The 12,762-nt window shown below is 50.6% G+C and carries 9 protein-coding genes; all 9 read right to left on the reverse strand.

Annotated elements, in window-relative coordinates:
* Positions 1-20 precede the first annotated feature (20 nt).
* The 9 genes from P2H89_RS26480 to P2H89_RS26520 all read right to left on the reverse strand — a co-directional run bounded on the left by P2H89_RS26480 (position 21) and on the right by P2H89_RS26520 (position 12,738).
* Positions 21-2,432, reverse strand: a complete 2,412-nt coding sequence (locus tag P2H89_RS26480) for an ABC transporter permease (protein WP_275832769.1) — start codon at positions 2,430-2,432, stop codon at positions 21-23.
* Positions 2,433-2,488: 56 nt separating this feature from the next.
* On the reverse strand, positions 2,489-4,861 hold the full coding sequence (locus tag P2H89_RS26485) for an ABC transporter permease (protein WP_275832771.1): 2,373 nt from the start codon (positions 4,859-4,861) through the stop codon (positions 2,489-2,491).
* Positions 4,862-4,907: 46 nt separating this feature from the next.
* Positions 4,908-7,322: an ABC transporter permease gene (locus P2H89_RS26490; protein WP_275832772.1), complete on the reverse strand. Its 2,415-nt coding sequence runs from the start codon at positions 7,320-7,322 to the stop codon at positions 4,908-4,910.
* A gap of 68 nt (positions 7,323-7,390) precedes the next feature.
* Positions 7,391-7,654, reverse strand: coding sequence for a hypothetical protein (locus tag P2H89_RS26495; protein WP_275832775.1), 264 nt, complete (start codon positions 7,652-7,654; stop codon positions 7,391-7,393).
* A 35-nt stretch (positions 7,655-7,689) separates the two neighbouring features.
* Positions 7,690-10,113 (reverse strand): ABC transporter permease, encoded by a 2,424-nt coding sequence (locus P2H89_RS26500; protein ID WP_275832777.1) that lies wholly within the window; start codon positions 10,111-10,113, stop codon positions 7,690-7,692.
* Between the two features lie 104 nt (positions 10,114-10,217).
* Positions 10,218-10,895 carry an ABC transporter ATP-binding protein gene (locus P2H89_RS26505; RefSeq protein ID WP_275832779.1) on the reverse strand — a complete coding sequence of 226 codons (678 nt, stop codon included), beginning with the start codon at positions 10,893-10,895 and terminating at the stop codon, positions 10,218-10,220.
* A 47-nt stretch (positions 10,896-10,942) separates the two neighbouring features.
* On the reverse strand, positions 10,943-11,161 hold the full coding sequence (locus P2H89_RS26510; protein WP_275832781.1) for a hypothetical protein: 219 nt from the start codon (positions 11,159-11,161) through the stop codon (positions 10,943-10,945).
* Positions 11,162-11,240: 79 nt separating this feature from the next.
* Positions 11,241-12,497 carry an HlyD family efflux transporter periplasmic adaptor subunit gene (locus P2H89_RS26515; RefSeq protein ID WP_275832783.1) on the reverse strand — a complete coding sequence of 419 codons (1,257 nt, stop codon included), beginning with the start codon at positions 12,495-12,497 and terminating at the stop codon, positions 11,241-11,243.
* Complete coding sequence (locus P2H89_RS26520; protein ID WP_275832786.1) at positions 12,490-12,738, reverse strand: hypothetical protein; 249 nt, start codon at positions 12,736-12,738, stop codon at positions 12,490-12,492. The genes P2H89_RS26515 and P2H89_RS26520 overlap by 8 nt, the downstream gene beginning before the upstream one ends.
* Positions 12,739-12,762 lie beyond the last annotated feature (24 nt).

A 12,762-nucleotide genomic window follows, 5' to 3' on the forward strand; every position in this document is an offset into this window, starting at 1 on the left:
GTTGATTAAATAATGTATGCTTATTCGCTTCTTAAACTTTTAACGGGGTTCATCAAGGCGGCTTTGATCGCCTGGAAACTGATGGTGACGGCGGCTATCGCCAATGCGATGAAACCGGCCACTACAAATACACCTGCATTGATCGTGGTACGGTAGGCAAAGTCTTCGAGCCACTGCGTCATGACCCACCAGCTGGCCGGTATGGCCACCACGAGGGCTATGCCTACGAGGTACAGAAACTCTTTCGATACCAGCAGCAATACCTGCTGTATAGAAGCGCCCAATACTTTGCGGATACCGATCTCGCGGGTGCGCTGCTCTACGGTATAAGCCACCAGTCCAAACAGGCCAAGGCAGGCTATTACGATCGAGATCACGGCAAACACCGTAAACAATTGGCCGCTCTTTTCTTCAGCCGCATATAGGGTGGCAAACTGTTCATCCAGGAACATATACGTAAATGGGGTCGATGGGCTAAAAGACTCCCACGCCGCCTTGGTATCGGTCAGGAATTTCTTTATATCGGTTGTCTTAACCTTGGCCATCAGGGTGCCACCATTTCGGCCCATCAACATCATCAGGGGGGCGATCTTTTGACGGGCGGTCGCTGTGTGAAAATCCTGTACAACACCTACAATGGTATATTCTATTTGACCCGACCGTACGATGGTGCGCCCTAGCGGATTGCCGCGGATACCCAGCGATTTGACCGCTGTTTCATTGATCACAACGCCCGATGAATCGGATGGGAAATCGGGTGAGAAGTTTCTACCCGCAACCACCTTCATGCCGAGGGTTGGTATGTAGTCATAGTCTATCCGGTAAATGCCCGATTGTATCTCTTGCCTTGTTTCTCCCTGTTGCTCCGCTTTCAGGTAGACCTGTGAACCATCCTTCTTGTCACTGGTGGGAATGGCCCAGGAGGTTGTGGCATGCAGGATGCGTCTGTCTTGTTTCAACTTTTCTTTGAAAGCGGTTTCATTAGCGCCTAACCCGGCATAGGTGTCCTGGATCACCAGTACCTGATCTTTATCATATCCCAGCTTTTGGTTTTGCATGAAATTCAACTGGCGGTATACGATCAGGGTGGATATGATGAGTGCCGTTGAGATCACAAATTGGAATACCACGAGGCCGCTCCTCAGAAGGTGCCCGCGTGGTTGACTGGCCAGGCGTCCTTTCAGTACTTTGATGGGCGCGAAAGAGGAAAGTACCAGCGAAGGATAAAGACCGGCGAGTACGCCTGTCAGCAAACTGAATCCGAATGCGGTCAGTAAAGAAGGCACCTGCAGGAAAAAGGTAATCCTGATATCCTTGCCCGACAGGTGGTTGAACGCCGGCAGCAGGAAGTATAGAGCTACGAGTGCGATGACGGTTGCCAGCAGGCTCAGCAAGATCGACTCGGCCAGGAATTGTGCGATCAGTTGCCCCTTCAATGAACCCATTACCTTGCGAATGCCCACTTCCCGTGCACGACGGGCTGCGCTGGCGGTAGAAAGGTTGGTGAAGTTTACGCAAGCGAGCAACAATATAAAGATTGCCAATGCGCCGAATATGTACAGGTAATTGATATCGCCATTGGCCTGCAATTCATATTTCGTATTGGAGTGGAGGTGAATGTCTGTCAGCGGCTGCAGGAAGAAGCGGAAAGTGTTCACCGATTTCTGCGCTTCGGCCAGCGATATGCCCATATCCTGCTGCACTTCCGGAACCACATATTTGGCTACCAGTTGCGGGAATTTGGCTTCAAGTTTCTTCGGATCGGTACCGGGCTGCAGGGTCAAATAGGTGTAGCGCGAAACATTACTCCAGGTTTCGTTTCTTGCCGGCAGGCTGCTCATGCTGATGGCCAGGTCGAAATGGAAATGCGAATTGCCTGGCAGTTGATCGAAAACACCGGTTACTTTATAGGTTTTGTCGTTAGCCGTCAACAGCTTGCCAATCGCTGGTTCCTTGTCAAAGTATTTGATAGCGACAGCCTTTGACAGAATGATCGAGTTGGGCTCCGTGAGTGCAGTTACCTGATTACCTTCCATCAATGGTATGGAAAAGGTATGGAGGAAGTTGGAATCGAGAAAAGCAACTTTATTTTCTTTAAACTTCTGTCCGTTGAAGGTGAAGTACCATTGTCCCAGTCCGGCAAACCTGGTGAAGGAGGTCACTTCGGGGAAAGCTTCTTTAATGCCCCTGCCAACGGCAGCGTCCACCAATGGAAAATCGGTCGTACCGCCGTTTTCATCCAGGTGCAAGGCGACCCGGTACATATTATCCGACTCTTTGGCATACCGGTCATAGCTGAGCTCATCGTACACGAATGCGGCAATGAGTAAAAAACACGTGAGACCCACCGTTAAGCCGAAAACATTGATGAACGAAAAGGTCTTGTTCCGGACCAGGTTTCGCCATGCAATTTTGAAATAATTTCTGATCACTGTTAATTGTTTAAATGGTTTTCTATGCTTTATCGAGGGTGGTGTATACTATAGTTCTATTCGCTTTTCAGGCTTTTTACCGGACTCGTCACGGCTGCTTTAATGGCCTGGAAACTGATGATAGCCAGTGCAATGACCAGGGCTGTTACGCCCGCCAGTACAAAGATCCACCAGGTTATCGTTGTTCTATAGGCAAAGCCTTCCAGCCATTGGTGCATGAAGTACCAGGCGGCAGGCGCTGCAATAAAGAAGGAAATGGCTACCAGTTTCAGGAAATCTTTCGACAACAGGTTGACAATGCCTGCTACGGAGGCGCCCATCACTTTGCGGATACCGATCTCTTTGGTGCGTTGTACCGTGCTGTAGGCGGCGAGACCCAGCAAACCCAGGCAGGATATGAAGATGGCCAGGATCGCAAAATTGAGGAACAGCCTGCCAAACCTTTCTTCCGCGCGGTATTGTTTGTCGAACATTTCATCGAGGAAGGTGTAGCTGTACGGCCTGCCTGGTATAACGGTCTTCCATTTGTTTTCTACAGCGGCCAGGGTAGCAGGCAGATCGGCTGCTGCTATTTTTGCCGACAGTACATTGCAGCCACCCGGTTCTATGCGCATGGTGAGCGGCTTAATTTCCTGCTGCAGGGAGCGGAAGTGGAAGTCTTTTACTACGCCGATGATCTTGCCTTCGCGGCCCCATTGTTTAAAACGGCGGCCAATGGCTTGTTGCGGCGAAGCATAGCCAAACAGCTTCACGGCTGTTTCATTCATCACCATCGCTTGTGTAGTGTCCGTAAGGAATTCACGCGAGAAAGCCCGGCCTGCCACCAGCTTTATTTCATATTGTTTGATATAGTCGAAGTCTACAAAGTAAAGATCCAGGTTGGCCACCTGCAGATCGCCTTTGCTGTTCTCGATCTCGGAATAGGCGCCGAGATTACCGCCACCGGGTACACTCGAGGCGAGTGATACTGATTTTACAGCAGGGATGGTGGTAAGTGCCTGCTTGAGAGCTTCTTTGCCCTTATCGCCTTTTGTATCAATGATGAGTGTTTGATCTTTATTGAAGCCGAGGTCGCGGTTGCGCATAAAGCTCATCTGGCGGTAAACAACGATGGTGCCGATGATGAGTGCAATGCTGATGCTGAACTGTGCTACCACCAAACCTTTCCTCAACAGGATGCCGCGCATGCCGGTGGAAAAGCGGCCTTTCAATACCACGATAGGCTTGAAAGAGGAGAGCACCAGGGCAGGGTAGAGGCCTGCCAGCAGACCAATACCAATAGAAGCTGCCGCCAATAAACCAAGGTATGGCCAGTTGCTGAAGATACCTGCATTCACTTGTTTGCCCGCCAGTTGATTAAAGAGCGGCAGCAACAAGGCAGCCAGGCCTACGGTCAGCAGGCAGGCTACGAGGCAAAGGATCACCGATTCTCCGATAAACTGGCCGGTTAACTGTCCCTTGAGAGCGCCCACTACTTTACGGATGCCTACTTCACGGGCGCGCTCTGTCGAGCGGGCGGTGGTGAGGTTGATAAAGTTGATACAGGCGATCAGTAATATGAATACGGCTACAATGGAGAATATATAAACGTTGTTGATATTACCCTTGCTGCCGCGCGTAGAATACAGGTACACGTCGCGCAGGGGTTCCAGTAATAAAGTTGCATACATCTGGCTTTCTGCTTCTGCTTTGCCATTTCGTTTTTTAACGAAGGCAGGGAATTGGGCTTCCAACGTTTTGGCGTTGGTACCGGGTTTCACCAGTATATAAGCTGCCGAACCATAATTGCCCCATTCCTGGTCGAGGCTGGGGCGAAAGCGCTTTGTTAGGGTGCTCATCGATAACAGGATATCAGCTTTTAGCTGCGTATTCTCCGGCATGTCTTCCATTACACCGGTTACGGTGGCGGGTATCGACTCGCTGGTTACGAGTATGGTTTGCCCAAGCGGATTGGCGCTACCAAAATATTTCTTTGCCGCCGTTTGCGAGAGTACAATACTCATCTGATCCGTTAGGGCTGTTTTGGCATTGCCTTGCAACAGCTTGAAATCGAAGACCTGGAAAAAGGAAGAATCCGCATAAACAACATCTTCCTGGAACTTGATATCGCCTTTACGGAACAAGGTGCTTTGGTTGCTCACGCGTACAAAGTGCTCTACCTGCGAAAACTCGTCTTTGATATTGGGAGGCACCGCCCAGGATGGCCCGGAGGTGTGGAGCACTTCCGAAGGTGTTTTGAGGTCAGTGACCACCCGGTAAATGCGATCGGATTTGCTATTGAAATTTTCGTACGACAGTTCGAACTGCACGTACAGGAAAATGAGAAAACAGGCCGTGAGGCCCACTGTCAATCCCATCACGTTGATAAAGGAAAAGGCCCTGTGTTTCCACAGGTTCCTGAAGGCCGTTTTTAGATAGTTCCTGAACATAAGAGACAAATTATTTTGGGTGAATGGGTGGCGGTGTTGATAACGATCACTCGCTTCGCAAACTCTTGACAGGGTTTCTCAAAGCTGCTTTGATCGATTGCATGGAAAGGGTAATGAAGGCGATCACAAGGGCCATTACGCCGGCCAGTGCAAATACCCACCAGGCAATATCGATGCGGTAATAGAATGACTGCAACCATTTATGCATGGTGAACCAGGCGATGGGTGATGCGATGACGATAGCGATCATCACCAGCAGCATAAAGTCTTTCGATACCAGGCCCACGATCTGCGGTACACTGGCGCCAAGTACTTTGCGTATGCCGATCTCTTTAGTGCGTTGCAAAATGGCGAGCAGGGCAATGGCAAACAATCCCATACAAGAGATCAGGATGGCCAGTACGGCGCCGCTCATGAATATTCGTGACATTCTTGTTTCCCGCTGGTAACTACGGTCTGTATTCTCATCGAGAAAAGATCCGCGGTAAGGAGTTTTGGGATTCACTTCCTTCCAGGCCTTTTCCACCACGGCTACCGAGGCAGGCAGGTTTTCGGGTTGAACACGAATAAAAATGTAGGTGAGGGGCCAGTTGGGGCGTATCACCATAGTTAATGGAGCCAGCTCCTGGTGCAGCGATTTGAAATGGTAATCCTTTACTACGCCCAGTACCTTCAGTTGACCACCATCGAGGTTGAGTACGGCGCTGAGCGGATCTTTTTCGCCCAATTGTTTCGCCATGGTTTCATTGATGAGCACACCGCCCGAGTCGAGTCCATAACTGCGGTCGAAATCCCGGCCGTTGAGCAGGCGTACATCCATCGTCTTGAGGAAGTCGTAATCTACGCGCAGCCAGTGGGTGGTTACCGTTCTTTCCTTGTAGCCAAAACCCATCATGGAAGTAGTGGAAGACCCATCGCGCCCGCGGCCCATGTTCATATCGGTACCGGTGATGCTGAGTATCTTCGGTTCGGCTGCCAGCTTATTGCGCAACAGGTTAAGCACCGTTTGTCCCTCCATATCGGGGCCTACCGGTATACTAAGCACCTGTTGTTTATTATAACCAAGCGGTTTATTGCGCAGATAATCGAGCTGTTGCCATACGATGAGGGTGCAGATGATCAACAGGGATGAAAGCACGAACTGTACCACCATCAGGCTATTGCGCAGACGGTTCGATTTACCCACCGGTAACTTCCCCTTTACGGTTTGAATGGTGTTGAACTTCGATACCAGCCAGGCAGGATAACCGCCTGCTATTAACGTGATCAGTGCAAAGGCAGCGAGGATATAAATGATCAGCAAAGGCGAGCGCAGCATTTCTACCGACAGCGAAGGGTAGAATACCTGTTTGTAAAAAGGTAAGAGCAGCCAGGCGATCAATACACCGGCGGCCAGCGCCAGGACGCTAACGATAAAGGCTTCTCCCCAGAACTGGCTGATAAGCTGCCAGCGTAAGGCGCCCATCACTTTGCGAATGCCGATCTCTTTGGAGCGGGTGAATGAGCGTGCCAGCGACAGGTTGACAAAGTTTACGCAGGCGATGAATATGATAAAGAGGCTGATGCTCAACAGCAGGTAGGTGTAAAAAATGCTAACACCGGCCCCGGTATTACTGATCTCATTAAAGTGGATGTCCGTAATAGGAATCGTGCGCAAGCGCATCAGCGTCCCTTCTCTATCAGGTCGCACTCCATCGCGTTTAAGATCTTCCAGCCTTTGTACATAGTATTTTTTTACAATGGACTGCATTTGTTTTTCGAAAGCGGCGGTAGTAACACCCTCGCGCAGCTCTACGAAAACTTCATGGTTTTCCGAATCCCAGGCATCCTTCCGCTCGTCATAACCGCTGAAATGTTCAAACCGGGATAGCACATCAAAGGTTAGACTGGAGTTTTCGGGAAAGTCCTCCGTCACGGCGGTGACGCGGAATGACTGCCATCCTTTGGGCGTTTTGATATCGATGGTTTTGCCTACGGCTTCTTCTTTATCGAAAAAACGGTTGGCAGCATGTTTGGTAATGACAATATCGTTCAGCTCCCGTAGCGGCGCTTTTTTATCACCCGCACTGATGGGGAAGGTGAATAGGGAAAGAAAGTCCGGGTCTACTGAGCGAATACTTAGATTGAGCTCTTTACCGTTGTATCGACCGATCTCTCCGCCGCTACTGCCCCAGCGTGTAATATGCTTGATGTCGACGAGCTCCGATTTCAGGGCCGGCGTGAGCGGCACCGCGAGGGTAGAACTTTTTTCGACGCCCCGGGGCGATTGACTTTCTGTGTAGAGCTGGAAGATGCGTTCCTTGTTTTGGTGGAACTGATCATACGACAGCTCGTGATAAGCTGTAACCGACAGCAGCAAAGAAGCTGCGAATGCGATGGCCATACCGAAAACAACAATCACGGAGAACGTCTTGTGTTTCCAGAGATTGCGCCACGCAATTTTGATGTAATTACTAAACATGATTAAAGAGTTGGTTGGGTCTTTATAAATATTCGAGGGTGGTATGGCCAGGCAAGGTGTATCAGATCCTATCTATCTATATTGGGCAAAGCGGCAAACGAGTCGATGACCTTTTTGCCCAATGCATCCCGTTCTTCTTTGGTTAATCCGTGAACATCGACTTCTTTCTCATAATCCTTTAACAGTTTGCCATCGATCTTTTCATACAGGGAAACCTTCATCACATCTTTGTTAAAGGAGATCGATTTCTTGATGACCGTGTTCCGGTTGCAGGCAGCCAGCGAGGCTACGAGAGCGGTGCAGGTCAGAGCGGTGATCATTGTTTTGCGCATAAGGCGATGTTGTACTTGTTTGTTAGGGTGATTTTTTATTCGCTCCGCAAACTCTTCACAGGGTTTGCCGTAGCGGCTTTGATGGCCTGGTAACTGATCGTAACCAGGGCAATGAGAACGGCAATAATGCCGGCCCCGGCGAATATCCACCAGGGAATAGTGCTGCGGTAAGCAAAATCTGCGAGCCAGCTGTTCATGGCATACCAGGCAACCGGGAAGGCGATCACGGTGGCCACGATCACCAGTTTCAGGAAATCTTTTGACAGCAGGGTAACGATGCTCGATACGGAGGCGCCGATCACTTTGCGAATGCCGATCTCTTTGATGCGCTGGTTGATGGCGAAGGCCGAAAGTCCAAATAAACCTAGGCAGGCGATCACGATGGCTATGCACGAAAAGATCGTGAACAGGGTGCCTTGTCGTTGCTCGGCCCGGTAGAGATCGCTGAACCTTTCGTCGAGGAATGTATAGTTGAAAGGCGTTTCGGGTAGAAACTTCTTCCAGGTGTTTTCTATATGAGCTATGGCGGCAGGCATATTGGCGCCGGCCACTTTTATCGACATCCTGTTGAAGCGGCCATCCTGCGGTATCAGCAATACGAGCGGAATAATGCGTTGGTGCAGTGATTCGAAATGGAAGTCATTGATAATGCCAATGATCTTACCTCTTTGTCCGCCATACCGGAAATTCTTACCCACGGCAGCTTCATTGCTGACAAGGCCCATGGCTTTTACGGCGGCCTCGTTTACCATAAAGCTGGCTGTATCCAGTCCATAATCGCGCGAAAAGGAACGGCCGGCAACGGTTTTAACACCATAGGTGCTGATGAAGTCCTGGTCGGCTTCCACATACTTGATGTCGGCCGATACGGGCGTGAGGGAATCACCGCGTTCCAGCGAGGCGCCCTGCGCATCGAGCAGGCGACCCGTTGGGATACGGGAAGAGCGGGCCACGTTCTTCACATTGGTATTGGCCATCAGCTCGGTGCGGAAGGCATTATACCGCTCTGTAAGGGCACCATCGTAGTTCATGGTCACGATGTGTTCGCGATCGAAGCCCAGTGATTTTTCCTGTATAAATTTCAGCTGGCGATAAACGACAGCCGTGGCAATGATGAGCATGATGGATACGGCAAACTGCGTAGTAACCAGTACCTGACGGAAGGAGATATTGGCGCCGCCTGTCTTCATGAATCCTTTAAGCACCTTCACGGGTCTGAAGGACGACATAAAGAGGGCAGGGTAGATGCCTGCGAGCAAACCAACGAGGAAGGGTGCGGCTATAATGGGTAACAATATTTCCCAGCGCAGCAATGCCTGGATGCTGAGCGTTTGTCCGGATACTTTATTCAATAAGGGGATCAACTGCCAGGTGAGGGTGAAGGCCAGTATCATGGCGATCCAGGTAATGAGGGTCGATTCGCTGAGGAACTGGAATACCAGCTCTCGCCGTTCGGCGCCTACTACTTTGCGGATGCCGATCTCCCGGGCACGCAATACCGACCGGGCCGTGGCCAGGTTCATGTAGTTGATGCAGGCGATAAGCAGGATGAATAAGCCAATTGCCGAAAAGATATATACCCGCCTGATATCGCCATTCTCTTCGATCTCCGAATCGAGGTGCGAATGCAGGTGAATATCGGACAGCTTTTGCAGAGAGAGCTGGGTCCACTTCGAGGCTTTTATGGTCGCGCCCTCCTCCGTTACGTGACGGTCCAGGAATGCAGGGAACTGAGCTTCCAGTTTGGCGGCATCATAGTTGGCCGGCAGGCGCATGTAGGTGTAGAAAGAGTTGTTGCCCCAATTGGTGGCCAGGTTGCGCTCGCCATAAATGAGAGTATCCCGCAAGGTATTGAAAGATACCAGCAGGCTCGGATGCAGGTGCGTGTTGGAAGGGAATTCCTTATAGACTCCGGTTACCTTAAAGGTTTGCTCGTTGTTGAAGCGCACCATCTTGTTCATCGGGTCGGCGGCGCCGAAATACTTGCGGGCCACGTCTTCGGACAGCATTACGGTAAAGGGTTCCTTTAAGCCCGTTGTGCGGTCGCCGGCTACCATATTCACGGTAAAGAATGAAGGGAATTGTTCGTCGGCAAAGTACACGTTGCGTTCAGTAAACAGTTTGTCCTCGTACCGCATCGTTACGCTGCCGGTTGGCAGTACCCGCGTGATCTGTTCGATCTGTTTAAAATCGTTGGCCAATAAAGGTGCGAACGGAGGTGCTACAGAAGCGAGGTTGAGATTGGTAGCGCCGGTCTCGGCATTCCGGAACAGGCGGGTAACGCGATAAGTTCGGTCGGCCTGCGGATGTTGCTGATCAAAACTGAGCTCGTGGAGTATATACACGAAGATGAGCAAACAGCAGGTAAACCCTACGGTAAGGCCAAAGAGGTTCGTGAAGAAGATAAACCTGTATTTTAACAGGCTGCGAAATGCTATCTTCAGGTAGTTGTAGATCATGACTATACGCTTTAGCGGTATATAATATGCTTGCCGCTGCGGGCGCACCTGGGGAGGCCCTTGGTATAAGGGCCGCTGTCAGCACGCCGGCGCGGATGGCTGGCTTATACCATGATGTTTTCCAGCACGGCTTGTCCGTCCAGCATACGAATGATGCGGTGACTGTAACGGGCGTCGTGCTCGGAGTGGGTCACCATCACGATGGTAGTACCTTGTTCGTTGAGGTCTGTCAACAGGGTCATTACCTCATTACCGTTCGAGGAGTCGAGGTTACCCGTGGGCTCATCCGCCAGGATCAGTTTGGGGTTGTTCACCACGGCGCGGGCTACAGCTACACGTTGTTGCTGACCACCGGAAAGTTGTTGTGGGTAGTGATTGCGGCGGTGCATGATCTGCATCTTATCGAGGGCTTCTTCTACCCGTTTCTTACGGTCGGCCGATTTAACACCGGTATAGATCAGGGGCAATTCCACATTCTCGAAAACTGTCAGCTCGTCGATGAGGTTGAAGCTCTGGAACACGAAACCGATATTGTGCTTACGCAGGTCGGCACGTTTGCGCTCATTGAAATGCGCGATCTCCTGGCCATTGAAAACAAAGCTGCCGGCATCGGGATCGTCGAGCAGGCCGAGGATATTCAACAAGGTCGATTTGCCGCAGCCCGAGGGGCCCATAACGGCTACGAATTCGCCTTCTTTTACTTCAATGGAGAGTTTGTTCAACGCCACAGTTTCAACTTCTTCTGTACGGTAGACTTTCTCGAGGTCTGTGATCTTGATCATGTTATTTGTTTTACTTGTTTCCCCCGGCATACCGGGATATTATGTGTTTAGTTTGCAAAGACGATGTTCAGTCCGGGCAGGTAACCGGTAGCTTCCGGCAGGGCCAGCGCTTCGGTACCCTTTTCTGTCTGTTCATTTCCTTCCGTCAAAACGGCCTGGCTATTGTGTTCTTTCAGTGCATCGCAGTTACCCGAATTCCTGTTGGAGGAGGCGCCCAGTGTACAGCAAAGCAGTACAAACAGTGCGTAGGTGAACTTGGTCTTCATGACGTATAAAGGTTGATGAATGTTACAGGTTGTTGTGTTGTTTTATGCACACCGGTGCTGTTGCATCGTTTTGATTCGGTTACTCTTTCTTCAATACCAGTTCCTGCATGTCCCCATAGTTCTCATAGCTGGAGGTCACCACTTTGTCGCCGGGTTTCAGGCCTTCCAGTACTTCGTAATAATCAGGGCTTTGACGGCCCAGGCTGATGTTGACCTTATAAGCCGTGCTGCCGCTTTCGCTCACCTTAAAGATCCAGTTGCCACCCGTTTGTTGGTAGAAACCGCCCTTCGCCAGCAGGATCGCTTCTGTTTCATCGCTCAGCGCCAGGCGGATCTGCAGGGTTTGACCACGACGGATGCCCTTGGGTACATCACCTACAAACAGCATATCTACCTGAAAGCGGCCCGCAGTAACCTGTGTATACACTTTGGTAATGCGGAGCTTGTAGGATTTGCCGGCAAAGTCGAAAGAGCCGCTGAGTTCGTTGTATATCCGGGAAAGGTAATGTTCGTCGATATCGGCCCTAACCTTGAATCCGCTCAGTACGTCGATCTGGCCAAGGCGTTCGCCTTTATTCTTGTTTTGACCCAGTTCGGCATCGAGCGAGGTCAGTTGGCCGTCTACAGGAGCGCGAACGATCAGGTCGCCCACTTTCTTACGGGTGAGGTCAAGGGCATTTTGTGAGCCTACATACAGCTGGCGGGCCTGGGCGATCTGCTGGTTGGTCGATACAGAGTCCTGGCGCAGGATCTCGGCCGTCAGTTTTTTCTTCTGCAGGTTGTAGTTGTAGGTGTTCTCCGATTGGCGGAATTCCTGTTCGCCGATCACTTTTTGGCCATACAGCTTCTTATTGAGGTTGTATACGCGCTCAGCTTCCTTCAGGGCATTCTCCACATCAGTCATCTGGTTGAGCTTGGTTACGGTATTTTGCTGCGCGTTGTTGCTCGCGATCTGCATCTGGGTAAGCAGGTTATAAACCGAAGTTTCCTGGTTTACGAGGTTGAGGGCCAGGTCGGGGTTCGAGAGGCGCAGGATCGGCTGTCCTTTTTTCATCACCGTACCATCTTCTACAAATTTCTCTTCCACACGGCCGCCTTCCTGGGCATCGAGGTAAATGGTGGTAATGGGGAGCACAACGCCATTGATGGGAATGGTTTCCTGGAAGGCGCTTTTCTTGACTTCACTAATGGTGATGCGCTGCGTATCGACATTCAGGCGTTTTTTGCCCGAAGTAAAGTAGATGCTGGCGCCGATCAATCCGGCCAGGGCTACTATCCCTCCGATCGTTAACAACTTCTTGGTTGACCACTTCTTTTTGGCAATGACTCTATCCACGGTATAAACTTTTAGAATTTAGCTTTTTTAAAAATGCCATCCGGCTGGCTGAAGGCCGGATGGCCGAAATAACAATCACATGAGAAATACCTAATTGCCGTACAATGAAAGCAACAACGTGCCAGAATACAATTCCTATGATTACCAAAACCTTAGAGGGCCGATGACTACGAATCTGTTCGTTACCGCTACAACCACTGTCCGCTTTCGATACAGTTGCCGCCGGACGGTGTTTTTGCATAAAAAATTGTTTGCCATGCCTTTG

The organism is Paraflavitalea sp. CAU 1676, from assembly GCF_029223285.1.
GTDB lineage: Bacteria > Bacteroidota > Bacteroidia > Chitinophagales > Chitinophagaceae > Paraflavitalea.

What these genes read in the sequence shown, in the direction of transcription:
- P2H89_RS26485 (WP_275832771.1), bottom strand. Translation starts at nt 4,861, where the DNA reads ATGTTCAGGAACTATCTAAAAACGGCCTTCAGGAACCTGTGGAAACAC.
- P2H89_RS26490 (WP_275832772.1), bottom strand. Translation starts at nt 7,322, where the DNA reads ATGTTTAGTAATTACATCAAAATTGCGTGGCGCAATCTCTGGAAACAC.
- P2H89_RS26495 (WP_275832775.1), bottom strand. Translation starts at nt 7,654, where the DNA reads ATGCGCAAAACAATGATCACCGCTCTGACCTGCACCGCTCTCGTAGCC.
- P2H89_RS26500 (WP_275832777.1), bottom strand. Translation starts at nt 10,113, where the DNA reads ATGATCTACAACTACCTGAAGATAGCATTTCGCAGCCTGTTAAAATAC.
- P2H89_RS26505 (WP_275832779.1), bottom strand. Translation starts at nt 10,895, where the DNA reads ATGATCAAGATCACAGACCTCGAGAAAGTCTACCGTACAGAAGAAGTT.
- P2H89_RS26510 (WP_275832781.1), bottom strand. Translation starts at nt 11,161, where the DNA reads ATGAAGACCAAGTTCACCTACGCACTGTTTGTACTGCTTTGCTGTACA.
- P2H89_RS26520 (WP_275832786.1), bottom strand. Translation starts at nt 12,738, where the DNA reads ATGCAAAAACACCGTCCGGCGGCAACTGTATCGAAAGCGGACAGTGGT.